Source organism: Pseudalkalibacillus hwajinpoensis, from assembly GCF_039851965.1.
Classification (GTDB): domain Bacteria; phylum Bacillota; class Bacilli; order Bacillales; family Guptibacillaceae; genus Guptibacillus; species Guptibacillus hwajinpoensis_E.
The window spans coordinates 3,043,004-3,069,766 of the sequence record NZ_CP156674.1 but is presented as its reverse complement, the minus strand read 5'-3'; the positions used below and the strand labels follow the sequence as shown (position 1 = coordinate 3,069,766).

The 26,763-nt window shown below is 41.5% G+C and carries 33 protein-coding genes; 9 read left to right on the top strand and 24 right to left on the bottom strand.

The annotated features are described in order from the left end of the window. Positions 1-138 precede the first annotated feature (138 nt). Positions 139-609: an NUDIX domain-containing protein gene (locus tag ABFG93_RS15905; protein WP_347548995.1), complete on the bottom strand. Its 471-nt coding sequence runs from the start codon at positions 607-609 to the stop codon at positions 139-141. Between the two features lie 213 nt (positions 610-822). Beyond that, entirely contained in the window at positions 823-2,025 is a 1,203-nt protein-coding gene (locus ABFG93_RS15900) for an NAD(P)/FAD-dependent oxidoreductase (RefSeq protein ID WP_347548994.1), read from the bottom strand. A gap of 370 nt (positions 2,026-2,395) precedes the next feature. Here ABFG93_RS15900 and ABFG93_RS15895 point away from each other — a divergent pair, with 370 nt between their 5' ends. Both ABFG93_RS15895 and ABFG93_RS15890 read left to right on the top strand, forming a co-directional pair. Beyond that, entirely contained in the window at positions 2,396-3,403 is a 1,008-nt protein-coding gene (locus ABFG93_RS15895; RefSeq protein WP_347548993.1) for an NAD(P)/FAD-dependent oxidoreductase, read from the top strand. A gap of 25 nt (positions 3,404-3,428) precedes the next feature. Continuing rightward, positions 3,429-3,557 (top strand): hypothetical protein, encoded by a 129-nt coding sequence (locus ABFG93_RS15890; RefSeq protein ID WP_347548992.1) that lies wholly within the window; start codon positions 3,429-3,431, stop codon positions 3,555-3,557. Positions 3,558-3,619: 62 nt separating this feature from the next. On the opposite strand, the gene ABFG93_RS15885 is transcribed toward ABFG93_RS15890, so the two are convergent. Beyond that, positions 3,620-3,814: a hypothetical protein gene (locus tag ABFG93_RS15885; RefSeq protein ID WP_347548991.1), complete on the bottom strand. Its 195-nt coding sequence runs from the start codon at positions 3,812-3,814 to the stop codon at positions 3,620-3,622. 259 nt (positions 3,815-4,073) lie between these two features. Between ABFG93_RS15885 and ABFG93_RS15880 the strand changes: the two genes are divergently transcribed. Continuing rightward, positions 4,074-4,895, top strand: a complete 822-nt coding sequence (locus ABFG93_RS15880; protein WP_347548990.1) for an SDR family oxidoreductase — start codon at positions 4,074-4,076, stop codon at positions 4,893-4,895. 151 nt (positions 4,896-5,046) lie between these two features. Here the strand turns inward: ABFG93_RS15880 and ABFG93_RS15875 are convergent, their stop codons facing one another. From ABFG93_RS15875 to ABFG93_RS15805, 15 genes are all read right to left on the bottom strand, one after another. Beyond that, positions 5,047-6,015 (bottom strand): sugar phosphate isomerase/epimerase family protein, encoded by a 969-nt coding sequence (locus tag ABFG93_RS15875; protein ID WP_347548989.1) that lies wholly within the window; start codon positions 6,013-6,015, stop codon positions 5,047-5,049. Between the two features lie 25 nt (positions 6,016-6,040). Beyond that, positions 6,041-7,078: a Gfo/Idh/MocA family protein gene (locus ABFG93_RS15870; RefSeq protein WP_347548988.1), complete on the bottom strand. Its 1,038-nt coding sequence runs from the start codon at positions 7,076-7,078 to the stop codon at positions 6,041-6,043. Positions 7,079-7,082: 4 nt separating this feature from the next. Further along, positions 7,083-8,111 (bottom strand): Gfo/Idh/MocA family protein, encoded by a 1,029-nt coding sequence (locus ABFG93_RS15865; RefSeq protein ID WP_347548987.1) that lies wholly within the window; start codon positions 8,109-8,111, stop codon positions 7,083-7,085. Positions 8,112-8,135: 24 nt separating this feature from the next. Beyond that, on the bottom strand, positions 8,136-8,855 hold the full coding sequence (locus ABFG93_RS15860) for a ThuA domain-containing protein (protein ID WP_347548986.1): 720 nt from the start codon (positions 8,853-8,855) through the stop codon (positions 8,136-8,138). Between the two features lie 19 nt (positions 8,856-8,874). Next, the gene (locus ABFG93_RS15855; RefSeq protein ID WP_347548985.1) at positions 8,875-9,702 is read right to left on the bottom strand and encodes a carbohydrate ABC transporter permease; all 828 of its coding nucleotides are present in this window, start codon (positions 9,700-9,702) and stop codon (positions 8,875-8,877) included. A gap of 39 nt (positions 9,703-9,741) precedes the next feature. Continuing rightward, the gene (locus ABFG93_RS15850) at positions 9,742-11,091 is read right to left on the bottom strand and encodes a carbohydrate ABC transporter permease (RefSeq protein ID WP_347548984.1); all 1,350 of its coding nucleotides are present in this window, start codon (positions 11,089-11,091) and stop codon (positions 9,742-9,744) included. A 64-nt stretch (positions 11,092-11,155) separates the two neighbouring features. Then, entirely contained in the window at positions 11,156-12,478 is a 1,323-nt protein-coding gene (locus ABFG93_RS15845; RefSeq protein ID WP_347548983.1) for an ABC transporter substrate-binding protein, read from the bottom strand. A gap of 72 nt (positions 12,479-12,550) precedes the next feature. Next, positions 12,551-13,540: a LacI family DNA-binding transcriptional regulator gene (locus ABFG93_RS15840; RefSeq protein WP_347548982.1), complete on the bottom strand. Its 990-nt coding sequence runs from the start codon at positions 13,538-13,540 to the stop codon at positions 12,551-12,553. A 122-nt stretch (positions 13,541-13,662) separates the two neighbouring features. After that, positions 13,663-14,421 carry a sugar phosphate isomerase/epimerase family protein gene (locus ABFG93_RS15835; protein ID WP_347548981.1) on the bottom strand — a complete coding sequence of 253 codons (759 nt, stop codon included), beginning with the start codon at positions 14,419-14,421 and terminating at the stop codon, positions 13,663-13,665. A 144-nt stretch (positions 14,422-14,565) separates the two neighbouring features. Beyond that, positions 14,566-14,922 carry a HesB/IscA family protein gene (locus ABFG93_RS15830; RefSeq protein WP_347548980.1) on the bottom strand — a complete coding sequence of 119 codons (357 nt, stop codon included), beginning with the start codon at positions 14,920-14,922 and terminating at the stop codon, positions 14,566-14,568. Between the two features lie 72 nt (positions 14,923-14,994). Continuing rightward, a complete protein-coding gene (locus ABFG93_RS15825) occupies positions 14,995-15,195 on the bottom strand; it encodes an aspartyl-phosphate phosphatase Spo0E family protein (RefSeq protein ID WP_347548979.1) in 201 nt (66 codons plus the stop codon). Between the two features lie 75 nt (positions 15,196-15,270). Next, positions 15,271-16,131: a diaminopimelate epimerase gene (dapF, locus tag ABFG93_RS15820; RefSeq protein WP_431522008.1), complete on the bottom strand. Its 861-nt coding sequence runs from the start codon at positions 16,129-16,131 to the stop codon at positions 15,271-15,273. 21 nt (positions 16,132-16,152) lie between these two features. Next, positions 16,153-16,392 carry a hypothetical protein gene (locus ABFG93_RS15815; RefSeq protein ID WP_347548978.1) on the bottom strand — a complete coding sequence of 80 codons (240 nt, stop codon included), beginning with the start codon at positions 16,390-16,392 and terminating at the stop codon, positions 16,153-16,155. Positions 16,393-16,514: 122 nt separating this feature from the next. Continuing rightward, positions 16,515-17,738 (bottom strand): NupC/NupG family nucleoside CNT transporter, encoded by a 1,224-nt coding sequence (locus tag ABFG93_RS15810; protein ID WP_347548977.1) that lies wholly within the window; start codon positions 17,736-17,738, stop codon positions 16,515-16,517. A 240-nt stretch (positions 17,739-17,978) separates the two neighbouring features. Beyond that, the gene (locus ABFG93_RS15805; RefSeq protein WP_347548976.1) at positions 17,979-18,203 is read right to left on the bottom strand and encodes a DUF1450 domain-containing protein; all 225 of its coding nucleotides are present in this window, start codon (positions 18,201-18,203) and stop codon (positions 17,979-17,981) included. Positions 18,204-18,417: 214 nt separating this feature from the next. Here ABFG93_RS15805 and ABFG93_RS15800 point away from each other — a divergent pair, with 214 nt between their 5' ends. After that, a complete protein-coding gene (locus ABFG93_RS15800; protein WP_347548975.1) occupies positions 18,418-19,482 on the top strand; it encodes an NAD(P)/FAD-dependent oxidoreductase in 1,065 nt (354 codons plus the stop codon). Positions 19,483-19,685: 203 nt separating this feature from the next. On the opposite strand, the gene ABFG93_RS15795 is transcribed toward ABFG93_RS15800, so the two are convergent. Further along, positions 19,686-19,994, bottom strand: coding sequence for a DUF1462 family protein (locus ABFG93_RS15795; RefSeq protein WP_347548974.1), 309 nt, complete (start codon positions 19,992-19,994; stop codon positions 19,686-19,688). A 220-nt stretch (positions 19,995-20,214) separates the two neighbouring features. Here ABFG93_RS15795 and ABFG93_RS15790 point away from each other — a divergent pair, with 220 nt between their 5' ends. Continuing rightward, positions 20,215-20,436 (top strand): NifU family protein, encoded by a 222-nt coding sequence (locus ABFG93_RS15790; RefSeq protein WP_347548973.1) that lies wholly within the window; start codon positions 20,215-20,217, stop codon positions 20,434-20,436. Positions 20,437-20,481: 45 nt separating this feature from the next. On the opposite strand, the gene ABFG93_RS15785 is transcribed toward ABFG93_RS15790, so the two are convergent. Further along, entirely contained in the window at positions 20,482-21,480 is a 999-nt protein-coding gene (locus ABFG93_RS15785) for a hypothetical protein (RefSeq protein WP_347548972.1), read from the bottom strand. 158 nt (positions 21,481-21,638) lie between these two features. On the opposite strand from ABFG93_RS15785, the gene ABFG93_RS15780 reads away from it, so the two are divergent. Next, positions 21,639-22,136, top strand: a complete 498-nt coding sequence (locus ABFG93_RS15780) for a phosphatidylglycerophosphatase A family protein (RefSeq protein ID WP_347548971.1) — start codon at positions 21,639-21,641, stop codon at positions 22,134-22,136. Between the two features lie 37 nt (positions 22,137-22,173). Here ABFG93_RS15780 and ABFG93_RS15775 read toward each other — a convergent pair whose 3' ends face one another. Beyond that, positions 22,174-22,938, bottom strand: coding sequence for a TIGR01457 family HAD-type hydrolase (locus ABFG93_RS15775; RefSeq protein ID WP_347548970.1), 765 nt, complete (start codon positions 22,936-22,938; stop codon positions 22,174-22,176). 176 nt (positions 22,939-23,114) lie between these two features. Then, complete coding sequence (locus ABFG93_RS15770; protein WP_347548969.1) at positions 23,115-23,561, bottom strand: DUF86 domain-containing protein; 447 nt, start codon at positions 23,559-23,561, stop codon at positions 23,115-23,117. A 140-nt stretch (positions 23,562-23,701) separates the two neighbouring features. Between ABFG93_RS15770 and ABFG93_RS15765 the strand changes: the two genes are divergently transcribed. Next, a complete protein-coding gene (locus ABFG93_RS15765) occupies positions 23,702-23,974 on the top strand; it encodes a DUF3055 domain-containing protein (protein WP_431522096.1) in 273 nt (90 codons plus the stop codon). Between the two features lie 55 nt (positions 23,975-24,029). Beyond that, on the top strand, positions 24,030-24,299 hold the full coding sequence (locus ABFG93_RS15760) for a hypothetical protein (protein ID WP_347548967.1): 270 nt from the start codon (positions 24,030-24,032) through the stop codon (positions 24,297-24,299). Between the two features lie 14 nt (positions 24,300-24,313). Here the strand turns inward: ABFG93_RS15760 and ABFG93_RS15755 are convergent, their stop codons facing one another. Continuing rightward, positions 24,314-24,619: a YutD family protein gene (locus tag ABFG93_RS15755; protein ID WP_347548966.1), complete on the bottom strand. Its 306-nt coding sequence runs from the start codon at positions 24,617-24,619 to the stop codon at positions 24,314-24,316. A 121-nt stretch (positions 24,620-24,740) separates the two neighbouring features. Between ABFG93_RS15755 and ABFG93_RS15750 the strand changes: the two genes are divergently transcribed. After that, positions 24,741-25,403, top strand: coding sequence for a YhcN/YlaJ family sporulation lipoprotein (locus tag ABFG93_RS15750; RefSeq protein ID WP_347548965.1), 663 nt, complete (start codon positions 24,741-24,743; stop codon positions 25,401-25,403). 434 nt (positions 25,404-25,837) lie between these two features. On the opposite strand, the gene lipA is transcribed toward ABFG93_RS15750, so the two are convergent. Further along, the gene (lipA, locus tag ABFG93_RS15745) at positions 25,838-26,722 is read right to left on the bottom strand and encodes a lipoyl synthase (RefSeq protein ID WP_347552868.1); all 885 of its coding nucleotides are present in this window, start codon (positions 26,720-26,722) and stop codon (positions 25,838-25,840) included. Positions 26,723-26,763 lie beyond the last annotated feature (41 nt).

Here is a 26,763-nt window from a genome sequence, read left to right as displayed (position 1 = left end):
CAACCACTCCTTTATTGTAATTTTCTGATAATATACCAAGAATGGTTGGAAAAGAAAAACCCTAAATAAGCTCTTAATAGCTCGTGTAAGCGAATACATGTTCAGTTATCAGATAATTTCGACTTCAATCTAATTATTTCATTTATTTTGAAAAAGCTTATAGGTTGTGTAGCCAAAGTGATCTCCTGGATTCATGGTTGTTTCGAATTGACTGGTTCCTTTAAGAAAATACGGAATCATAGAAGATGTGTCTGGATCAGTTAATAGCTCCTCTTCGGACATAAATCGAGTTTCAGCGATTTCTGCTGTTTCAGAAGTTAATATTCCACCAGTTATCTCCATATTAAATACAATTAAGTTATCACTTATATCGTATTGAATCACACCAGATCGTAAACCCACCATACTAATAGGTTTGGTCCGTATCCCTGTCTCTTCAAATACTTCACGCATGGCTGCTTCATCAACTGTTTCACCAGGATCAACGAATCCTGCTGGAAAGGACCACTTTCCTTTTAGGCCCCCATATTTCTTTTTTACAACGAGATACTTGCCGTCAGCTTCTACAATTCCTGCTGCAGCAAGCCAGACTTTTCCTCTCTCACCCACTACTTATTCCTCCCCGGCATATTTAGAAGCATGTCATCATAAGCTGTACCATAGCCCCTATTCCTTTGAATAGATAAGAAAAACCTGGCTTATCGCCAAATCCTTTATGGCGAAAGCCTTCGTTTTTCTTATGCTTTATCCTTCTAAAAATCATATTATCCTAACGTATAAAAAAGGCAAAGACGTCATGTCTTTGCCCTCTTTATCTGATATTTAAAATAACTTGAGTTTCCCTTTTTTCCAGACAAGTCCTGGTCCACCCAGCATGAATAAATAACGGTTATCGATCACTTTCTTCATTGCAGAAGCTGTATTACCATAAAGCTTCTTGTTCCCTACTTTACCAATCGCTTCGCCTTTACCAAGTGATGCAACTGTTCCTTTGATATCTGGTGTAAAGCTTTCAGTTTCCTTACCGCGTACAAGGTTTAGCAAGTTCTTAGATACTGTACCAGCTGCTTGAATCGCTACCTGTGCAGTTGGAGGGAATGGACGATTGATTTCTTCGTTAATTAGAAGAGCACAGTCACCTACAACAAAAACATTGTCGTAATCAGGAGTACGCTGATCTTTACGAACAGGTACACGGCCACGGTTTGTTTCGAAGCCCGAATTTGCAACGATTGAGTTCCCTTGAACCCCACCAGTCCAGACAACAGTTGCTGATTTAACTACTTCGTCCTCACCAAGGACCACGCCGTCTTCCATTACTTCTTTAATCATTGTGTTCGTACGGAATTCAACGCCTTTACGCTCAAGAAGGTTCATCGCATACTCCACAAGCTCTTCATCAAAGCCTGGTAGTACAGTTGGAGAAGCTTCAACGTTGATAATCTTAACACGATCACGGTCGATATCGAATTCTTTACAAAGCTCTGGAACTCGCTCTGCAAGTTCACCAACGAACTCGATACCAGTAAATCCTGCACCACCAACGATGATTGTTAGAAGGTCATCACGACGTTCTGGCTCGTTGTTGTAGCTTGCGAATTGGTATTCAATGTGCTCGCGGATTTTACGAACAGAGTTAACGCTGCGAATGCTGAATGCATTCTCTTTTAGTCCCTTAATACCGAATGTTGCCGGTTCGAAACCAAGTGCAAGAACAAGGTAGTCATACACTAGCTCACCATTAGCGAGAATGACACGCTTCTCTTCAGGCTTCACTTCTACTACAGTGTCTTTAATAAACTTAATTTTGTTCATATCAATAACGTCTTTAATCATAATACGTGTTTTGTCGTGATGCATTGTTCCTGCAGCTGGCTCATGAAGCCATGTTGTTTGATAGTGATAGTCATGCTTGTTCACAAGTGTAACTTCTACTTCGTTCGTACCCATTTCCTTTTGAAGACGCGCTGCTGTCATAATACCGCCGTACCCTGCACCTAAGATCGCAATTTTTGGCTTACTCACTTGTATCACATCCACCTTTATACCGATATTTTTTGGACACAATTAAGAAATTCCTGTTTCGTCCAATCGTGAAACGTCATTAAACGTTAAGAATAAAAATATTATTCCTCATAAAATAAAAAATAATAGAAAGAATGAGAGACATTGTTAAGGATTTCACGTTCTAGAACAAAAAAAATGAAACTCTAGCCCGTACTTTGTCATAAATAGTTCAAATCTGACGCTCAATTTTAATCATATTCTTTTTTATTTTGTTTTTCAACCCTTATAATGAAACTTCTAGACGTGTTTTTACGTTTGGGGTTTAGTTCCGTTTTTATTATGATTATAATAATGAAAGCACATCGATTAAATTTAAGGGGGACTGATTATGACAGACCAACAAGAACTTTATGATATTACGATAATTGGCGGAGGTCCTGTCGGCTTATTCACTGCTTTCTATGGTGGAATGCGCCAGCTTCGCGTTAAAATCATTGAAAGTATGCCACAGCTTGGAGGGCAACTCTCTGCTCTCTATCCTGAAAAATATATTTATGACGTTGCTGGCTTTCCGAAAGTACTTGCTCAGGATCTCGTTGATAACTTGAAAGAACAGGCAAACCAGTTTAATCCGGAAGTTGTGTTGGAACAATCAGTAGAAGAAGTAACGAAGCTTGAAGACGGTACTCTCTACCTGCGTTCTAATACAGGTGAAGAGCATTATACGCGTGCGGTCATTATTACTGCTGGCGTTGGCGCGTTCCAACCTCGCCGTCTTAAAGTAGAAGGCGCAGATCACTACGAAGGTAAGAACCTGCACTATTTCGTTAATGACTTAACAGCATTCGCCGGGCAAAAAGTGCTCATTGCAGGTGGGGGAGATTCTGCAGTTGACTGGGCCAATATGCTTGAGCCGATTGCGGAAGAAGTAACGTTGATTCACCGTCGTGATAAGTTCAGAGCACATGAACATAGCGTAGAGCAGTTGATGAATTCAAGTGTAGAGATTCAGACGCCTTATAATATCAGCGAATTTATAGGTGACGGCGAGCGGATTAACCAGGTCGTTCTTGCACCTGTTAAAGGCGAAGAAACCATTACGAAAGATGTGGATGCGGTAATTGTAAACTACGGTTTCATTTCTTCTCTTGGACCGATTAAGGAATGGGGTCTTGAAATTGAAAAGAACTCCATCGTTGTGAATTCCAAGATGGAGACGAATGTGCCAGGGATTTATGCAGCTGGTGACGTTGCTACATACGATGGGAAGGTAAAACTCATTGCTTCTGGTTTTGGAGAAGCGCCAACGGCTGTTAATAACGCTAAATCTTATATGGATCCCGATGCGAAAGTACAGCCGCTTCACAGTACTAGCCTATTTGATAAGAAAAAGTAAGTTCAATTGAAGGGATGAGATGAGCATGACTGAAATCATTTTTATAGTAGTGATGGCTGCAGGACTTGGCTACTCCCTTTTCCGCAGCTTACAAGACACACCGAAACCGGATTGGAAAGCGGTTAAGGAAAATCTGTTTCACTCTTCTCATTAGCAATAGCAATCGTCAAAAACCCCCAAACAACTTGTACGGGGGTTTTTGATATGTATTTAGAACTACCAGCCAAGCCCAACTTTTGTAGTCATAATGGATTCGCCTGATTCTTGAAGCAATGAGATTTCATAGCGACCAGGCCGATTGGAGTAAGTAAGCGTTTGTTTTTTAAATTCCACATTTGCACGATACCGCACCTCGATGCTCTCCGTCTCGAGATGACCTGAGTCTTCTTCTCGTATCCTTAATATGTACATTTGAATCCCCCACTTTCTAAGCTAATAGTTTAAGTTTATCACCAGCAAATGAGATGAGATATGAAAAATAGTTTACATTACGACCATGTTTTTCCATCAGTAAAACTTCCATCATAAGGGGGATTGAGGTAAGAGGTTTCACTGCCACTTAACGGTGTGATGAAAATTAAATTCATCATAGTGATGTCCTCATGATTACTTTTTCAATTCATAGGGAAACAGATGAACAGGATGAAGAAAAGATGGAGGAGGATCATTAATGAATAGACTTCAAAATAAAACGTCTGTCATAACAGGTGCGGCCACCGGTATTGGAAAAGCAACAGTAGAACTCTTTGCCAAAGAAGGCGCAACGGTACTATGCGCAGACATCAATACGGAAGAGATGGAAAAGACAGCAAACGAACTAAACAAAAATGGCGGAAACGTTAAATCATATCACGTTGACGTATCAGATGAAGAAAGCGTAACAAACTTTGCTAATCAGGTTAAAGAAGAATTTGGCACAATTGATGTTTTATTTAACAATGCCGGGACTGATCAAGAAGGCGGCAAAGTTCACGAATACCCCGTTGAATTATTTGATAAAATTATTGCCGTCGACTTAAGAGGTACGTTCTTATCAAGCAAATACTTAATTCCGCTCATGCTTGATAATGGTGGCTCAATCATCAACACATCTTCCATGTCGGGTAGAGCCGCTGACTTAGATCGTTCAGGGTACAACGCAGCAAAAGGCGGTATCACGAACTTTACAAAAGCCATGGCGATTGACTATGCGAGACAGGGCATCAGAGTGAACTCACTGTCACCAGGTACAATTGAAACGCCTTTAATTGATAAGCTCGCTGGATCAAAGGACGAAGAAATGGGCCATAAATTCAGGGATGCGAATAAATGGATTACCCCACTTGGACGTCTGGGAAGACCAGATGAAATGGCGAAGGTAGCTCTCTTCCTCGCTTCTGATGATAGCTCCTACGTTACTGGTGAAGACATTACCGCTGATGGCGGGATTATGGCTTATACATGGCCTGGTAAGATGTTAATAGATAATGAATGGAAAGAGGATACGGAGTAAAGTGAAACTTCCATCATAATGGGTCCCTATGATGGTTAGTTGAACCAATCGGATAGGAACAGTTGACCATTACGCTTCGATTAATCCCTAAAGGGTCAATAAAACAAAACCCCGATTTCCATTAAAGGAACCGGGGTTTTGTTTGCGGTTATTAAGCCCACCACATCTCGCCTGGTTGTTCTTCAATTAATACAGACTGTAAATTCCTTACTGCACGCTGGAAGCCTTCTTCAATCGACATGAGCGGATCTTCATGTTCAATACTCACCACATGATCATATCCATACGTACGAAGTGCACTCATCATGTTCGACCATTCCTGGTTACTGTGGCCGCAACCGACAGAACGGAACGTCCATGCACGAGATTTTACTTCTCCATATGGCTGCATATCTGTTAATCCATGCATGTTCACGTTATCCTGATCGATGTACGTGTCTTTCGCATGGAAGTGATGAATCGCATTTTCTTTGCCAAGAATTTTGATTGCTGCAACCGGATCAATGCCCTGCCACCACATATGACTTGGATCAAGGTTCGCCCCTACAGCATCACACGTAAGCTCACGAAGCTTCAACATCGTATACGGTGTATGGACAAGGAACCCTCCATGGAGCTCGAGACCGATTTTTACATTGTGATTTTTTGCGAACTGCCCCCACTCTTTCCAGTATGGAACAAGCTTTTCTTCCCACTGCCACGTCAGGACATCAGAGTACTCAGCAGGCCACGGTGTTACTGGCCAGTTCGGGAATTTAGCATCCTCATGATCTCCGGGCGTTCCAGAGAAGCAATTGACGACTGGCACGTTCATTAGTGATGCAAGTTTCACTGTTTTTACGAACGCTTCATGACATTCATCTGCAAATGCCTTATCAGGCGAAAGGGGATTGCCATGACAGCTGAAGGCACTAATTTCAAGTCCTCTTGCTTGTACCTTTTCAAGGTATTCTGTTCGCTTCGCTTCACTATCCAGCAATTCATCGAGATTACAATGAGCACCACCTGGATAGCCCCCTGTTCCGATTTCTACTGCCTTTAATCCGGAAGCTTTTGCATGGTCGAGCATCTCTTCAAAAGATTTATCTGCAAATAGAACGGTAAATACGCCTAGTTTCATCGTCTCACTCCTATTGATATTAAAATTAGATCCGAATGCTTCTTCCAGTCGCACAGCTTTCATAGATTGCTTCAATGACCTGTGAAACTGTCCGTGCTTCTTCTGCTTTTACAATCGGTTCTTCTAGCCCGAGGCAACTGTTCACAAAGTTAGCAGCCTGAGGTAATCCGGGGTCATCTTCTCCTGGCACCCATTGACTGCTGCTGTTTAACAGCATCCCATATTGTGCTTTATTAAGCTGGAACGGAAACACATCAAGCCCGCCATCGCTACCCGAGATGCTAACGGATTCTTTATCTTCGGCAATGTTTGCCGACCAGGATGTTTCAAAAAGCATCGAAACATCGTTATCAAATTTAATATACGCAGTCACATGGTCGTCTACGTTGAACGTTTCATGATCAAACCCACCCCACAGGTTAACCTGTTCAGGGGTTTTACTTAGTCTGTTATAAGTTGTTCCTGATACTTCAACAGGCTTAGGGCTCCCCATCAGCCACATACTTAAATCAAGAAAATGACAGCCATAGTCAATCAAACTCCCACCGCCCTGAAGCTGTTTATTCGTAAATACACCCCAACTTGGTACTTTGCGACGGCGAAGGGCCTGAATTCTAGCAACCATCGGATCGCCAATTTCTTTTTCCTGAATTACCTGACGGGCAGCGCGAGGCTCCTTCATAAAGCGATAGTGGTAGGCAATTGATAGGATCTTACCTGACTCCTTCTCCGCCGCGATCATGCGGTCACACTCTTCAACCGTCATGGCCATTGGCTTTTCACAAAGTACGTGAACTCCGGCCTTTAGTGCTTCAACAGCAAGCTCAGCGTGGAATTTATTTGGTGTACAAATCGTTACCGCATCTACTTCTTTCAGCATATCTGCAACGTGTTCATACACATTTGTAATGTTAAATAAAAGCGCAGCTTGCTTCGCTCTCTCATAGTCAACGTCATATACACCAAACAACTTTACCTGTTCGGCGAGTTGCTGGTACGCAGGGATATGACGGGACTGAGCGATGCCGCCAGACCCTATAATACCCATTCTTAATTTAGTCATGATATCACCTCAGATTAATGATTTTCTTTGTTTCATTCGATTCAAGTGCAGCAAGTACAACTTGAAGCGAGTTCATTCCTTCAGTCCCACTTACAGGAACTTCTTTACCTGAAATGATACTGTCCACAAAGCGATCAATAACCTGTGAACTTGATTGACCGTCATTATCATTTGTCTGTATGCCGCCAAGCTCATATTTGACCACTTCACCTGTCTGGTACTGAACAACGAGTGAATTTACTGGATCATCTTCAAGGCGAAGGATCGCTTTTTCTGCATAGATGATTGTAGAGTTGTCTTCTTTGGCAGTATAAGCCCAACTTGCAGCAAGCGTACCGATAATACCGCTCTCAGATTTCAGAATACAAACCGCATTATCATCCACTGTTGCAAATTCCTTTGCGCTTGTTTCTACAAATGAGCCAACTTCAACGATTTCCTCACCAAGCAAATAGCGGATGAGGTCTGTTTTATGCACACCAAGATCTCCCATTGCTCCAATAAATGCTTTATCCTTCTCAAAGAACCAGCTCTCTGTGCCATCAACACTCCATGTCTCAGGGCCTGGATGGCCGAAAGCTGTTCTGAAGCTGTACACTTTGCCGATCTCGCCGCTAGCAAGAATTTCTCTTGCCTTAGCATGAGAAGGAACAAAACGTTGATTATGAGCAATCATTAATTTCTTACCGCTAGCGCGGGCTGTTTCAATCATCTTTTCTGCATCTAATCGTGACGTTGCCATTGGCTTTTCACAAAGTACATGCTTTCCCGCTTTTAATGCAGCAATGGAAATCGGGGCGTGAAGGTAGTTAGGCGTACACACGCTTACTGCATCTATCTCACTATTTTGAAGCAATTCTTCAAAACTTTCGTATGAACGTGCACCATAAAGTGCTGCAATTTCATCAGCCCTCGTCTTGACAATGTCGCATACCGCAGCAATTTCTATTTGTGTGTTTGCCGCGTATTCTGGAAGATGACGATGCTTCGCAATACTTCCACATCCGATAACACCAATTTGTAATTTTCTCATGGTTTCTCCTCCTCTATCTTTCTGTTATTTAGACGTAATGGTTTCGAGTGGCTGTGCGTTTCCGTAGGCTGGCTTTGCAATTGTAGTTGGTTTAGCCCAGCTAACTGCATTCTTCAAGACACGTTGAACATCCTCATGATAGTACGTCGGATAGGTTTCATGCCCCGGTCTAAAGTAAAACACTTTCCCCTGACCACGCTTATATGTACAGCCGCTTCTGAAGACCTCTCCACCTTCAAACCAGCTAACAAATACAAGCTCATCCGGAGCAGGAATATCGAAATGCTCTCCATACATTTCCTCTCGCTCAAGCTCAATCGTTTCACCAAGCCCTTCCGCAATTGGATGCGTTGGATCAATAACCCACATGCGTTCTTTCTCATCCGCTTCACGCCACTTCAAATCACAGCCTGTTCCCATCAGCTTCTTGAAAATTTTCGAAAAGTGACCGGAATGAAGCACAATGAGTCCCATACCATCAAGGACGCGTTGATGAACGCGGTTTACTACTTCATCAGAAACTTCCTCATGTGCAATGTGGCCCCACCACAGTAGAACATCCGTGCCGTTTAGTACTTCCTCTGATAATCCATGTTCAGGCTCATCAAGCTTCGCTGTTCTAACTTCGAAATCGTCTTTCAAAAAATCAGCAATCGCTCCATGGATTCCGTTCGGATAGACATTTCTTACTTCTTCACTCTTTTGTTCGTGTCGATTTTCGTTCCATACGGTTACGTTAATCAAGTAGATCCACTCCTATTTTCTATTCTTTTACTGAACCAGATGTTAAACCAGATACAATTCTTCTTTGGAAAACTAGTACCATGATGACAAGCGGAACGGTAACAACAACTGTAGCTGCTGAAATCTCTCCCCATGGGATTGTGAACTGTCCCTGGAATAAGGCAATTCCGACTGGAACAGTTTTAAACTTATCTGCCGTGTTAATCGTAAGGGCAAATAGAAATTCATTCCACGCTGCGATAAACACGAGTATAGCTGTCGTGAAAATCCCAGGTACGGCAAGCGGCATAATAACTTTCCAGTAGGTTTGCCATAGTGAAGCACCATCGATTTTGGCAGCTTCTTCAAGATCAAACGGGATTTTCCGGAAGAACGTCACGAGTAACCAGATCGATAACGGAAGCGTGATCGTTGTATACGGAATGATTAATCCAAGATAGCTATTTGTAAGACCAAGATTCTTCAAGAAAATGTAGATTGGTGAAATGGTTGCGATCTGCGGAAACATCGATACAGATAGCACGACACCTAAAATAATGGGCTTTCCGCGAAAATTCAGACGCGCAATGGCATAGGCAGCGAATGACGCGACAAGAACTGTATAAACAGTTGTAATTGTTGCCACAACCGTACTATTCCAGAGATAACGCATAAACGGATAATCTACGAAAACGGATACATAGTTTTGCAATGTTGGATTCGATGTAAATGGATTGAACGCTTCTTTACCAAATAGCTCGGACAGCGGCTTAATCGAACTCGCAAGCATCCATAGAAATGGAAACATGACGATAAAGACAAATACGACTAGAAAGACATAAAACATCGGTCCCGCTTTCTTATTCATCTGGTTGGCCCTCCTTCTTCATCTTAAAATAAATATTCATTATTTTCCAGAACCATCATTGAGTAGTTCAGATCCAAGGAGCTTAATAAAGATTCCTGAAATGATGGCAACACAGATAAAGACGATTACTGAAAGTGCTGATCCTTCACCAAAGTTGGTTTGAGAGAACATAACCGTATATGCAAGGATCGAGATTGTTTCAGTTGAGTTCGCTGGTCCACCACCAGTTAAAACGTAAATTAAGTCAAACACTCGGAAGGCATCCAGAGTACGGAACAATAGCGCAACAAGAATGCTTGTTTTAAGAAGTGGTAATGTGATCGTTACGAACTGCTTCCACTTGTTCGCCCCATCAATCGATGCTGCTTCGTAAAGGGATGATGGGATCGTTTGAAGTCCTGCAAGAAGTAGCAATGCCATGTAAGGTGTTGTTTTCCATACATCGGCAAAAATAACCGAGAACATAGCGCCTGTATCCGTTGTCAAAAGCATAGCCATACTATCTATGAGTCCAACGTCTTCAAATAATTTTGCTACAATACCATTCTGACCATCGTAGAGAAATTTCCACATGAGTGCAGCAACGGCTGTTGGTACCGCCCAGGGGATTAGAATACTTGCGCGAATAAGTCCTCTTCCTATGAAAGCTTTGTTAATAAGCAATGCGATTGCAAGACCAAGAATAAGTTCAGCTAAGACGGAAATAAACGTAAATACACTCGTGTTCCAGAGCGACTTCCACATTCTTTGATCGGTTAAATTGTCTTGATAATGATCGAATCCTATAAAGTTCGGTTCAACGATAATGTCATCGAGAGAAGAAGATAACCCAACGATTTTATCTCCCTGTTCCAAATTACCAGCCTCGTTGATCCCTTTTAATTCGGTATTGATTTCATTGACAGAGGTTATAAAATCCTCAGCGACACTTTTTTCGATTTCAACATACTTCATATCCTCAGGTATATTCTCAAAGTTATCAAGCTTATCATTGATTTCATCGTAATTCTCTGCTGCTTTTGGATTCTCTTTAATACCAGCATCAAGTTCTTCAAGCGTAGATTTCATTTCAGTAAGTTCTTCACTTGAATTCCCTTTATTAATTTCAGAGTCGATTGCCCCGATCAAGAATGGATAATTCTGCAAATAACGATCAAGGTCAATTTGGTAATCCAGATGGACAGCTGATTTCGTTGGTTCATTCAAACGAAGATCGAATAGACTGAAGTAAAAAGATTGAAATACTGGCCAGATTGAAATCGCAAGAATTAGAATAAGTGCCGGTGCAACAAGTAAGTACCCAACTAACGCATCTTTATTTTTCTTCTTTCTCTTCTTAGGCTGTTTATCTATTTTAATAGGCTGATTCGGATCGATATCTGTTTGCATACCACCGCTCCTCTCATTTAGGAAGAACATTAGCCTTCAGATTGAAGGCTAATGTTCCTTACATTTACTTCACTAGTTTTTCATTCATTTCTTTTTCCATTGCTGCCGCAGCTTCTTCAGGAGTTTCTTCTCCTGCAATGGCCTTAGAAACATGGATTTGAATGATTTCAGAGATTTCAGGGTAGTTAGGAGCTACAGGACGGGAAACAGCTGCTTCAAGTGCAGTCTGGAATCCTTCTTCACCGAAGAATGGGTTAGCATCAATAATCTCTTGATCATCGAATAGGGCTGGAAGTGTAGGAGCATGTGAACCTTCAATCGCATCGATTTTCTGTCCTTCTTTACCAGTCATGAACTTTAGGAATTCCCATGCTTCTTGAGGATGCTCAGAGTAATTATTGATAGCTGCCATCCAGCCGCCAAGAGCTGCTGCAGATCCAGCATCGCCTTCCGGAAGTGGAGCTACTTCTACATTTCCAACGATTTTGGACTGCTCTTCGTCGTTAGCAAGTGCGTACTGATAAGGCCAGTTACGAATAAATGGAGCTTGTCCTTCAATAAATGCAGTGTGAGATTCAACCTCAGTAAATGTTGTCACGTTATCTGGCACAATGTCCGAGTTCGCAACTTCAACAAGCTTGCTTAAACCCTTGATTGCTTCAGGGCTATTAATAACAACTTCACCGTTCTCATCAATAAATGCACCGCCGTATGAAGCTACGAATTCAACTGCATTACATACAAGACCTTCGTATTGCTTCCCTTGCATCAAATATCCAAATTTCGTTCCTTCTTGACCTTGAATTTCAGAAGCCTGAGTCATAAGGTCATCCCATGTTTTTGGAGCTTCTGAAACTAGATCAGAACGATAGAAAAGCATTCCAGCATCAATGAACTTTGGCATTGCCCATTGCTTACCATTAAATGTTGCGGCAGAAACTGGACCCTGGTTGTAATCTTCCATGTTAATGCCATCTTTTTGAATAAAGCGATCTAGAGGCATAACATATCCTGCCTGCGCAAATTCAGCTGGCCAGATAACGTCGACATCAAAGACATCGATCTCAGACGATTCTGCGTTCAGCATTGTAACGTATGCATCGTGCTGTGCACCTGTATCAGTCGGCATTTCTCGGAATTCTACCTCAATGTTAGGATTCTGTTTCTCAAATTCCTCAACCAATACATCTGTTGCGCCAGTTGCATCTTTACCACGTGCATAGACAATCGTTACCTTTTCACCGTCACCTGAGCTTGCATTTTCATCACCTGAATTGCTATTACTGCTGTTGTTTGTAGAGGAATTGTTTGAAGAGCTACATGCAGATAGGACAAGGATAAGGGCCAAAACGATAGTAAGTAGCTTACTATTCTTCAAAATTCTCATAATAATAAAGTCCCCCTTAGGATTTATTGTAATCGATTTCAATTAACACAAGATAACGCTTTCATTTATTGCCTATGTGGATTGACGAACAACCAGTGATAAAGGAAGCATTTTAACAGTTGCCCTGTTTCGTTCCTGAGTGCCATTTAAACAATCAATGAAAATATCCATTGCTCGAGCGCCAATTTCGTCACCAGGTTGATAAATGGTTGATAGTTCTGGTTCGATTAAGCTTGCGATCGGCTGATCATCAAAACCGAGTATCGCGAGATCTTTCGGTACATCGAGCCCGTTTCGTCTAGCTTCTTTAACCATTGCTGATGCAACCTCATCACCACCAGTAAAAATGGCAGTTGGTCGTTCTGAAAGCTTAAGCAGCTCAATAAATACTCGTTTTCCATCTTCCATTGTGTATGTATCTCGGAAGATCCATTCTGGTTTGACCTCAAGGCCTGCTTCTTCGATTGCATTAAAGAATCCACGACGCCGGTCAGTTGATAATCCGCTCGTTGAACCCATGCAATACGCAATTCGAGTGTGGCCTTTTCTAATCAAATGCTGAGTACCTAAATAGCTTCCCTGTACCTGGTCCAGCCGAACCATTGGTACGGTGGCGTTATGATGATATTCATTACACAATATGATCGGTCCATGTGCTGTAAATGGCTCAATTTCTTCCCACTCGTTTTCGATTGACGTGAAGATCACACCATCGACCTGCTTTGTTTGTAACAAATTTAGAAAATCAAGTTCTTTCTTCTTACTAGATTTCGTCTGACAGATTATCAACTGAAACCCATTTGCTTCTGCTACCTTCTCGATTCCGTCCAGAATCAATGTAAAGAATGGATTCGTCAATCTCGGAATCAAAACTGCCACAAGATTTGTTTTTCGATTACGTAAATTTCTGGCAGATGTGTTAGGAAAATATCCGAGCTCTTTCATTGCATCATGGACGAGTTTGCGCTTGTCTTTAGATACGTGTGGATAATTATTGATGACGCGTGAAACCGTAGCACTTGATAGCCCCGTGTACTGCGCGACATCTGCAATTGTAGCCATATTACATCCTCCCCAGAAAGTTCAAATGCCCCTCCCTTCTTTTGTAATCGATTTCATGAAATCGATTACATTCATCTTACATCAGGTTCACAGAATGTTCAACACTATTTTTAGAATATTTTCTACATTTTATTTTCGAGCTGAACTTTCCTTAAATACTGATAGCTTTGCGTTACACTTTCGATTGGATCATAATCACATTCATCCTGTTCAACAACCCACCATTTCACGCCACTAGTAGGGCCCTGTTGAATGACTTCTTCTATGTGAATATTTCCAGTTCCTAAAATAACGGTTGCTTCTCTTTCATCATCCGATCGATCTTTCAAATGAACGATAGGCGTTCTTCCAGCAAACTGATTCATCCATTCAACCGGATCATGTCCACCTTGATTTAGCCAATAAATATCAAACTCTGCTTGAATAGATGAATCAGCTTGGAGAATCGTATACAATTCACTAGTTTCTAATGTATGACCAAGTTCAAAATCATGATGGTGGTAGCAAATCTGAAGATCGGATTGAGCACAAACTGCAGCTACGTGCTTTAGAACACTTGCTACTTGCGCGAAATCCTCTGAACTTCTTCTCTCAGGAGGTAACCACGGACATACAATACGTGTATTACCAAGCGCCTTCTGCTCACCGATGACAGCATCAAGTTCACGCTCCATTCGTTCGATTGGCACATGATGGCCGATCACCGATAACCCGAGCTCATCCAATTTTTCTTTCACAGCCTCTGGCTCATGCCCATATAATCCAGCTAATTCAACCCCTTCATACCCGATGCCCGCGACTCTCACTAACGTTTCAAAGAAATCTTTCTCACACTCATTGCGCAGCGTATATAGCTGTACGCCAACTCCAATTTCATCCATAAGGTGCACTCCTCTCGACTATAGCGAAAAAATTAAGAAGCAATTGCATTGTCTCCTTCTCCAAAAGGTTTCGATAAAACGACTGGAATCCCTTTTTTTTGACAACAAAAAAACCTTCCCAATCAGGGAAGGTTCCATAATGAGTTAACAATTCTCCGGCGTACCAGCGTTCGTCGCTGTCTTAAACGAAGAACCACAGCCACATGATGCGATGGCATTTGGATTGTCAATCGTAAATCCGCCGCCCATCATGTTTTGTTTATAATCAATTTTCACACCGTCTAATACAGGTGCACTTTCATTGTCCATAATAATCGTCACGCCATGCTGTGGATCAAGTGACTTGTCGTCGTCTTTCATCTCGATGTCAAAGCCCATACCATAGCTTAAGCCTGTACAGCCTCCGCCTTTTACACCTACACGAAGATAAAGGCTATCGCCTTCTTCTTGCTTCATCATTTCTTTTACCTGTGCTGCTGCAGCTTCAGATAAATGGATCATTTAAATCCCTCCAATCACCGTATTGCTACTATTAGTATACCGCGCCTCGGAATTGAGCTCAACAATTGACCCTTATCTTACGCCAGGTATACTCAGTTCTTTAGCTTTGTATTTATATTTTAACTGCAATATCAGATTATGCGTTTCATCAAGTTTTTGACTATACTCGAGCACTTCTGGATGATTTAAACCGAGGGCTATAGCCGATTGTGTCATTTTTGCTCGAAGAATTTCAATCTCCTCGTTGTATTGCTGCATCTTTTCACAGTTCAAGGCTTGAGTCCCCTCTCTATTCACTACCTCCTATTATTCTACATGATTATCCTTTTATTTACAAACCTTTAACTTTCAATTATGTGAATAATAAGTTCCTGTCGCGATCGTAACAGCGGGTCCAGTCATCCAGACGTGCTCGTCGATGTCCCATGTAATGTGAAGGTCGCCTCCTGCCAGGTGAACGGTTACCTCAGTACCTTTAGACGTTCTTCCATTGAGGACGCCAGCCACAACAGCAGCACATGCACCCGTACCACAGGCTTGGGTAATTCCAGATCCTCTCTCCCAGACGCGGAAGTGGTACTCCGCTTCAGATACACATTCTACAAATTCAACATTGATACTCTCAGGAAACATCTTATGATCAGTGAAATATGGTCCTGCGGTAGTGAGAGGCGCTTCCTCTATATCATCCACAAACATAACCATGTGAGGGTTTCCCATTGAAACGCCTGTCATGACTAACGGCTGGCTTTCATATAGGACCTCTTCTTGAATGACTTCGCCTTCTGGATCGCCTACCATCGGGAGACTTTCTCTCGTCCATTTTGGCTTTCCCATATCAATTGTAACGGTTTCGACGACACGGTGTTGATGATGAACCTCAGCCTGAACGAGGCCAGCAAGTGTTTCAATTGCAAATGATTCTGAATCAACCAAACCATGTTCAAACGCATATTTAGCAACACAGCGCAAACCATTTCCGCAATTCCTGCCTTCAGATCCGTCCTTATTGAAGATTCTCATCTTCACCTCTGCTTGTTCAGAAGGACAAATTAAAATCATACCATCAGATCCAATGCCTGTATGAACATTCGACACCTCAACCGCGTAGTGAGTAAGTTTATCTTCAGGTAGATCCTGCTCAAACAGATTAATATAGATGTAATTGTTGCCGAGGCCATGCATCTTTGTATAAGTTATTTCACGCAATGATTTCACTCTTCCTTTACGTTAATAATTCTTCCGTACTGCTTCACTTGTCCAGAAATAGTCACTATCTATCTTTTCGATCACAAGCTTACCATTGCAACAAGGCATTACAAGCCTGGTTTTTATTTCTTCACAACCCTGCTTATAATCTCGATCCGTCATAGGTGTTAGTACATTCTCGCTATGGCAAAACGGACATTGTGGGATGTAGATGTCACCCATCATTCGATCATATGGCAGCGTATGTTCAAAGCTACTCAACAGTGATTCCCCCCTGTCTTTTATTTAGCAAGTATACCTTAATGCTGTTAAAATTCAACAATCCTTTGCCTGTTTTTAACGCAATAGAAACAAAAAAAGCCCCCTATAAAAGAGGCTTCCAATTAGAAAATAAGCATACCAGCAATTGCTGCGTTCAATAAGTTAGCAAGCGTACCAGCGAGAATCGCACGCATTCCGAATTTAGCAATTTCGGGACGACGTTTCGGTGCAAGTCCACCCAGTCCACCTAGTAGGATGGCAAGAGATGAGAAGTTTGCAAATCCACAAAGAGCGAAACTGATGATCGCAACGGATTTGTCAGTTAGCGATCCAGATCCAATTTCAGGACCAAAAGATGAAAATGCTACGAATTCGTTAAGAATAAGTTTCTGTCCGATATAGTTACCGGCTTGAACAGCATCCTGCCACGGTACACCGATCACAAATGCAAGTGGTGAGAAAACATAGCCAAGAATTTGTTCAATGGTAATGTTTCCATATCCAAACAGTCCACCGATTCCACCAAGTAAACCATTTAACAGAGCGATAAGTGCGATGAAAGAAAGAAGCATTGCACCAACATTAAGTGCTAGCTTAAGACCATCTGAAGCACCATGTGCTGCAGCATCAATTACGTTAACATGATCTTCGTTTCGTTCCATTTTGATCTCACTTGCCGTTTCAGGCGTTTCCGTTTCAGGCATAATGAGTTTCGCCATAAGTAAACCTGCAGGAGCAGCCATGAAACTTGCTGCAAGCAAGTACTCAAGCGGTACACCTAGAAGTGAGTAACCAATTAGTACAGAACCTGCTACTGAAGCCAATCCACCAGTCATAACTGCAAACAGTTCTGACTTCGTCATTCTGTCAATGTATGGCTTAATAACAAGTGGAGCCTCTGTCTGACCAACAAAGATATTCGCTGTCGCAGATAGTGATTCAGCTTTACTGGTGCCGAGTGCCTTTGAAATAGCACCACCAAGAATTCGAATTATCCACTGCATGATACCAAGATAATAAAGAACGGATATTAAAGATGAGAAGAATATGATAATTGTTAGTACTTGAAATGCAAAAATAAATCCAACTTGCTCATTCCCAATTAATCCGCCAAATAGAAAGCTAATTCCGTCATTGGCGTAATTAATAATATCCTGTACACGAAGCGAAAGCCATTTAAGACCTGCCTTACCTGCTTCCCATTTGAGTACTACAAAGGCAAACGCTACCTGAATCGCAAGTGCTCCAAGCACAGTGCGAAGACTGATTGCTTTACGGTTAGTAGAAAAGATTAGTGCGATTGCAAAAAGAACAGCCATACCGCCCAATCCCCATAAAATCTGCATGTGTTACACCCCTCGTTTTATATTAATTCCGTTTATAAGCATAGAATACCCCATTACCAATATTAAAATAGTTATTATGATATCAATCTAAAATAACGCTTACAAACGATGTTTTATTTTCCGAAAATTCGACATATTTCGCAAATGAGTGAAAAATAAAAGCCTTTTCTCTCTCTCTCTCCGGCTCTGGCTCTCAATGACCTTTGTCATTATAACACAGGATAATCCGAATGAAAGCCCTTAATTTTTCAATTTAAGTTTTCGAATAATTTTATCAATTAATTCTTCAGCATCATCTGCATTCATCAAAACCCCATCTACAATCGCAAACGATTCTGCGTAGCAATTTCCACAGTAGCCAAGGCATCCATAGTCGATCAACTCTAGCCCGGAATACTTTTCCAATTCGTTCCAGACCTTCTGATTCTCTCGAAGGTTACCGGCACAAAACTCGATTGTCGTCAAATAAAAGCAACTCCTTCGATACTCATTTCGTAAATGATATTGTACAAAAGTAGCAGTTTCGCTATACTTTTAACTGTCATAGTACCAAGAAACGGTTACATTTATTATAGCGCGGATCACTTCCTTTTTTCTTTCCAAAACATCATTTTCCATATTAACATCCTGTTACAGGACCGCGTTATTGAATTATGTTTAACAAAGGGGACCTCTTATCATGAAAAGGCTAGTGCTTTTAGGCGGCGGATACGGTGGTATGCGCATCCTACAGAAATTATTTGCATCTGATCTACCTGAAGATCTCACCATTACCCTCGTTGACCGCAATCCTTATCACAGTATGAAAACAGAATATTATGCACTTGCTGCAGGAACAGCAAGTGACCATCATATACGCGTTCAATTCCCCGTTCATCAGAAACTGGAAATGAAATACGGAGAAATTTCGGGTATCGATCTAGAAGCAAACCTTGTTCATATGAAAAACGATGATGATCTTGCTTACGACACGCTCATTATTGGATTAGGCTGCGAAGATAAGTATCATAATGTACCAGGCGCAGATGTTCATACATTGAGCATTCAAACAATTGATTCATCTCGAAGAACATACGAAGTCTTAAACAATCTTGGCGCAAGATCTGTGGTTGGGATCGTTGGAGCCGGATTAAGCGGCGTGGAGCTCGCTAGTGAACTCCATGAAAGTAGACCCGATCTTCAGATTAAACTTTTCGACAGAGGAAACACAATCCTCTCTGCATTTCCTGAACGATTGGGTAAATATGTTCAATCTTGGTTTGAAGAGCGGAATGTAGAAGTTGTTAGTGAATCGAATATCACACAGGTAGAACCTCAGACACTTTACAACCACGGTAAACCTGTTCATTGTGATTCAATCGTTTGGACAGCCGGGATTCAACCTAACCAACTTGTGAGAAATCTAGAAGTTGAAAAAGACTCCCAACAACGCATTATTCTCAATGAATATCACAAGATCCCTGACCACAATAATGTATTCGTTGTCGGTGACTGTGCAAGCCTCCCGCACGCGCCAAGTGCTCAGCTGGCTGAAGAACAGGCAGAACAAATCGCTCTCGTTCTCCAAAAACAATGGAAACAAGAAGCACCACCAGCTCTTCCGCCAATTAAAATCAAAGGCACACTCGGTTCACTCGGAAGCAAACACGGATTCGGCATCATGGCCAACCGCCCCCTCACCGGAAGAGTACCACGTCTTCTAAAGTCAGGGATTCTATGGATGTATAAAAATCATAATGGGTAAAACGAAAAGCGAAAGTGGCCGATTAGACCCGGCAGGCACTGGAGGCATTCAATTTGAACACGTTCTTTGTGTTCAGAGTGAATGCGAAGTGACCGAGGGTCTAATCGGCCACTGCAGCTAGATCTGAAAAGCGGAAATAGCCGGTTAGATCTATAAACAAAAAAAAACCAGTGAGTGGGATTCCACTCACTGGTTCTTCATTATCAAGCTGTTGCAGAATGATCTTCTAGAACAGCGTATAAATCTTTAAGTTCAGGATTTCCCTCTGAAACAATCTGATTTCGAATCACAACAACTGGATAAAACAAATCCTCATCAATTACTTTTGCAGCGAAAGCAGCTTCATTCCCTGAAAGCTTACTATGGACATCTACATAACGAACTGCTATATTTCTTTCTGGATATTTTCGATCAAGGGCGGCTTTCAGCCACTCAGCCGTTTCTTCTGAAGAAGGTAGGTTCACACAGCTTGCACATCGTTCTCCTGCTCCATAGACTAGTACTTCTTCCATGATCAAATGCCCCCTTTGTTCGAACTTTTACTTAATTGTACCTTATTCCTCCGCTTACGAAAAGGAGCATTTGCCTTTTTCATATTCCAATCTTGAATGTGTCTTCGTTGCGTGATAAAGTTATAAATGATAATTATAATCATTCCACGTTAACACATAGATTTTTCTGGTAATTATCAGTATAATAGAAGTATGTAAGTATGAAGGGAGTCGATGAATAATGGAAGAACAAGTCCAGGATGTACTGAATAAATTGCGTCCATTCCTTCTGCGTGATGGTGGAGACGTAGAGCTAGTAGACATCGAAGACGGGGTTGTAAGAGTACGTTTAATGGGAGCGTGCGGCAGCTGCCCTAGTTCCACTATTACCCTAAAAGCAGGTATCGAACGCGCACTTCTAGAAGAAGTTCCAGGCGTTACTGAGCTTGAACAAGTATTTTAAATCAAACGAATTCATCCCCTCCAGTCATGGAGGGGATTTTTAATTTTACACTAACCAATCAATTTTTCTCATCGTTGCTGATTGTTCTCCCATTAACTCATGAATGAGAGTGCGGTAGATTTCTTCACGCTCTCCTTCTCTTTTGGCGATACGCTGAACTGCATTAAGACTTCTTTCTTTCTCCTTTAAATTTCCGTCGCTATAATAATGCTCCACTGCTTCTACATATGGGAGAGGAAAAAGCAATCTAGCATACATCAGGTTCCAATCCATTTTACTTAACGTGCGTCTCTCATGGTAATCCCATAGAAACATTCTCACCGTGTCAAAATCCCCATCACATTCAAACAATTCAAACCTGATCCACTCTGCTAGATCTCTCGCAGGATGGTCAAGGATAAAATCGTTCGGAAAAAGACTATCTGATGATCGATGATAGCTGGATGAAAAGCGATTAAAAGCAAGCGTCCTTATCTCGAATGGATTCGTACCTGAATCAATTCCCGCATCCACAATGTACTGAACCGCATTTTCAGCTAAACCCGAATAATAGGGGAACGTCTCGATAAACCATTCATCAAATTCTCTTAAAGTCTGCCCCTGGTTCTTTAATTCTTCTCGGAAGGATTCCATTTGATCCATACGCTGTTGCCATCTGACCTGCCATGGCTGAGTAGCTGGCAAGTTATCGTAAGCAGCTAAAAGATTCCCTCCTTTCCTATGAAGAAGGGCAAGGCGTTGACCATCAGATTGTTCATTTCGAAACCTTCGCATTGGTTTTTGATAAAGAATAAATGCTTCATTGTCCAGCGTTTCAATGTATTTCCCTCGCCTGGAAGGAATTGGCACCATAGTTGGCTCATTTTGCTGGTTAAAATACTGAGCTACCATCACATACCAGGGGAATTCCCCCTCTTGCTCTATGACCGGTCTTTTCAACAAAAACTCATTCATATCCGCTGTTCGAAACGAAAAACCATCCTTACTCTGACTTTGCTGTTCTACGACAAGCCCATACTGGTGAAACACATCCCGCTCGAGCATAGTAATCCTCCGACATTTCGTCATTATCGATATAAGATATGCCGAGTGCGCCCAGTTGGTGTATGGTTATTCATTGTCATATTTCAGGCAACTCTTCATATACTAATAAAATCAATAACTTACAATACCAATTTTCTATAAAGTTAGGTGGGACAAGAATGGGCGAGAAACCTATGGATCTTGTTGAAGAGGCAGCAAGGCGCAAATTGACTGAACGTGGGGTCGAAATCAAGGATATTGCTGACCTTGTTTATTATCTCCAAAAAAAATACCATCCCGACCTCCACATTGACACATGTACTGAGAATGTTGAACGTGTCCTTTCAAAGCGAGAGGTTCAAAATGCAGTTCTAACAGGTATTCAACTTGACGAATTAACTGAAAAAAACATGTTAGACCAACCCCTTCAAGATATCTTAATGAAAGATGAAGGGTTGTATGGCGTTGATGAAATTATTGCCCTTTCGATTGTGAATGTTTACGGTTCCATTGGGTTTACGAACTATGGTTTTATCGACAAACAAAAGCCAGGCATTCTTGAAAAGCTGAACGACAAATCAACAGGCAAATGTCACACCTACCTTGATGACATTGTCGGCGCTATTGCTGCGGCTGCCTCCAGTCGTCTAGCGCACCGTGCTCAAAAAACAGAATAACTTATCTTTTTTTTAAAAAACGCCCACATGGGCGTTTTTAAATTTTCCACTCATCTAGCGTTTTAGCAGTATGGATTGGCTGCTTATCTACCGATTCAAGATGCTCTTTCGTCGTTACTCCAGTATGAACGAGGAGCGTATCCAGCCCCGCATTGATACCGGCTAAAATATCCGTCATGTAATTATCTCCAACCATCAGCGTGTCTTCTTTGCTTGTACCGAGGTGAGCTAACGCCTGTTCCATAATAATCGATTCAGGTTTACCAATAAAAATCGGATCTACCTGCGTAGAAACAGAAACAACTGATGTTAGTGATCCGTTTCCAGGGAGCAGGCCTCTTTCTGTTGGAATCGCGATATCACCATTTGTCGAAATAAAAGTTGCGCCGTTTCGAACAGCAATACATGCCTTCGCAAATTTCTCATAAGTAATCGTCCGGTCGAGTCCAACAACCACGTAATCAGGATTATCATCTTTCAGAGTGATCCCTACATCTGTTAATGCATCACGAATCCCTTCCTCTCCAATAACATAAACGGAAGCATCTTTTTTCTCATTAGAAATATAGCTTGCTGTGGCCATACTAGTTGTGAAAACATGATCGGGAGTACAGGGAACGCCAAACTGTTCGAGTTTTTCTGAGACCTGTTCTTTTCGTTTCGATGAATTGTTCGTGACAAATAAATATGGAATATCAGCTTCCTGCAGACGTTTCACAAATTCGACTGCCTCATGAATTTTTTCAGTACCACGATACATAGTGCCGTCAAGGTCAATTAAGTACCCTTTATAATTCTTCATATTAGTTCCTCCTCAAATGTCAATCCAGAAGAAAACCGCTTTCAATGTATGAAAGCGGTTTTACTACTGGTGTTAGATCATGATGAGTGGTTTTTTCGCTAAACTTCATCATGATCACCAGCACCCTTCTTTAATCAATTACTACTAGTTTAGCTTGAATTCATGCTTTATATCAACTATTTATCATCTTTGGGGAGGAAGGCAGATACAGCGCCAAGCTCTTCATTCAAATACTTTCTTACATGCACCGAAAAGTTTTCGAGTGACTCGATGTGCTTTTTTATATTTTCTTCCAAAGCAGCGTGATCCATTGTGATATATTTCTGCATAAGCGGTTTTCTCATCATCACAATTCCTTTCAAGTTAATTGAACAATTCTCTGGAATTACTCGTTCATCTGCTAAAATTTCAATAATATCCTCGTAACTGCCTGGATCCCTCATAATAAAACCATCAATTATATTGTTACCAACATCAATCATGCTCTCAATAAAAAGATGATGGAGTCGTTCTAACGCTAGTTTCTCAAGCGATGTTTCAAAAGAACTGTCTTTAAAAAGTTTGATTCCCTTATCAAGAAATTCAAGATGTTCTTCTATTTTTCTTCGATCGACAAAATACATGTAGCCCACCTGCCTATTGAACATATTCACATACAGTTTATCATAACCGTTCTTGTAAAAACTTAAAATTATTCGTTAACTGATTTTAGATTGGGTAAGAATTTGTTATGATAACAATAATTGAAAAGGAGGGTGCTATGATGGATGAAGATAGACTCATTTATGATGAACAGGAAGCAACTGAAGCAAGGTTCGTGTGTTTTATGGGAAGTAATCACCGATTTGACCTTTGTATTGTTAAATCCGATCGCTTCTTCGGAAAATCGCTTGTCCTGGACATTCAAGGCGGCAAATTCGCCATTATCGGCCATGATGATTTAAATGAGCCAGGTAATCTTGAGCATGCTTACTCCCTTAATGAAGAAGATGCAGAGGAACTTCGTACATTTCTTCGCGAGGTGTTACGAGCATAAAAGTTAATATTTTAATAAGACAATGAATACACTACCTGATGAAGGTGGTGTATTTATGTTTGATGATGAAGATTATACAGACTTTGCAAATGTTGAAAAAGGCCGTAATTATGTGCTCCCAGAGGATACGCCTGAAGGCCCTTATGGTTCCCCAATTAACAAGAAGCTCGGCAAAACCACTCCATGGAGAGAAGGTCAACGTTCTTACAGTGCCTTTAATTACGAAAATAAAACACTGCATCAGAACCTGCCAAGACAGGACCCTGCCTCACATCCCCCACATGATGATCCCAAAAAAGATGCTGAGAAACCATATAAAGCATAAGCCCACGCCAGGGCTTATGCTTCTTGTTGCTGCTTCTTTGGTTTTTCCTTCTTCTGCTTCCTTAATACAAAATAAGGACACCCAAAATTGCAGTATTCATATAAATAATCCAGCACCGTACTGTACTTCGTATCAAACGTCGCTTTCTGGTTACGGTCTTCAAAAAAACCTTTTAATCTCAGCTGACCATATCCCCAGTCACCGACAATATAATCATATTTATCCAGGATTTCACTATAGCGTCCAAGGAAGGCTTCTTCGTTCCACCCCTCCCGTTCATCTTTAACCAACTCAAATGAGTGTTGATTAACTTTTATCATGCTTTTCCCTCATTTCCATATTGGCTCATTATCATAATGATACCTTTTTTACTGCAATTGTCCAAGTACTACCAGGAAAAAAGAAACCTCATTCGGTCATGATAACAGTATGGAGGTGAATATGTTGAAAAAAAATATGATACTCATACTACCGTTAGCACTTGGACTCGCTGCATGTCAGGGACAAAATGCGACTGACCCATTCGACCACGCTGACATGACGCCCGTCAAAACAGACCCTGAAGAGTATGGAATGAACACTGCAAATACACAAGATCGAGCTAAAAAAGGCAGTTATGGCTTCGTTAGACACTCAAGAAATACAAATAACAGCAATTCACAAAAGCAACCAGAAAACATTGCCTACCTTGACCGGGATCAGCTAGCTGACATGATTAGCTCAATGGCGATCGTACTTCCTAATGTAAATGACGTGGCAGCACTTGTAACAGACGAAGAAGTCTTAATTGGATACAAATCAACGACAAAAGATCGCGATGCAACAGCTGATCAGGTCAAGAAAACAGCCCTTTCTGTTATTCCACGTTATTACCATGTTTACGTTTCAGATGAGGACGGTATGATTTCTGAAATCGAGCGCTATGAAAATGGTTCCACTGCAAACGGTGAAATGGACAAAAGCATTGACCAGACCATCGCTAAAATGAAAAAAGCACCTCAAGGCAAAAAAGTAAGCGATGGCGAAAACGAGAATGGTGAAATGAAAGGCGAAATGAACGAAGATCTGAATGATAATGATGGAAACGAGATGATATCCAAATAGCGGCAACCTTTCACCTGAAGTATGCATTAGCTTATTGAGAACAGGAAAAAATCGGCCCGCAGGGGCCGATTTTTCATTAAGATGAATAGTTAAATTTTAAGTGATCGAGTATCATCGGCATCCTACTAGAAGACAAAAAGCGTGTTCACGTTGATTTGCTCCCGGACGGGTCTAAACGGCCACTTCCGCTTTTCAATTGTCTAGCTGCAGGGGCCAGACCCTCTGTCACTTCACCATCCAATTCGAACACAAGGAACATGTTCAGTTTGGATGGCTCCAGTGCCTGCCGGGTCTAAACGGCCACTTCCGCTTTTTTTGTCTAGCTGCTACTCGCAGTAACTCCGATATTTCTCTCTTTCACTTGAACACAAAATACGTGTTCCAGTTCTAGAGTTCCAATATCTTCGTTTCTAAACGCTCGTCTCCGCTTTTCATTAAGTCGCTTGTTTTGCTGCGTTTACTTGTTCGTCGGCATGGTAGGAAGAGCGTACCATTGGGCCTGATTCGCAGTGTTTGAATCCTTTTTCTAAGGCAATGTCTTTTAGCTCAAGGAATTCTTGAGGGGTCCAGTATTTTTCAACTTTTAAATGCTTTTTCGAAGGTTGGAGATACTGGCCAAGTGTAACGATATCGACGTCGTGTGCGCGAAGGTCATCAAGGGTTTGAATGATTTCTTCTTTCGTTTCTCCAAGACCGAGCATGATGCTTGATTTTGTTGGGATATCAGGGTTCATTTCTTTTGCACGTTGAAGAAATTCAAGTGTACGACGATATTTAGCTCTTGCACGGACTCTTGGCGTCAAGCGCTCAATTGTTTCAATGTTGTGATTCATAATGTCAGGCTTTGCATTCATTAAGGTTTCAAGTGCTTCATATTGACCACCCATGTCAGAAGGAAGTACTTCAATTGAGCAAAATGGATTTTTTTTACGGATCGCACGAACAGTTTCAGCAAAAACAGCTGCACCACCGTCTTTTAGATCATCTCTTGCTACAGCTGTAATAACAACATGCTTTAATCCCATTTGTTCAACAGATTCTGCTACGCGCTCTGGCTCAGCCCAATCAAGTTCTGTTGGAAGACCCGTTTTTACAGCACAGAAACGACATGCGCGTGTACAAACATCGCCGAGAATCATGAAGGTCGCTGTTTTACGGACAGCCCAACACTCATGGATGTTTGGACAGCGCGCTTCCTCACATACTGTATGTAGCTTTTTCTCTCGCATCATCTTCTTAAGACCTTTGTAATTTTCATTGGTATTTAATTTTATTTTCAACCATTCCGGTTTACGTAGATACTCTTCTTTTTTGCTCATCATTTCACCTCATTAATTACTTTTCTGTATTAAAGGATAAC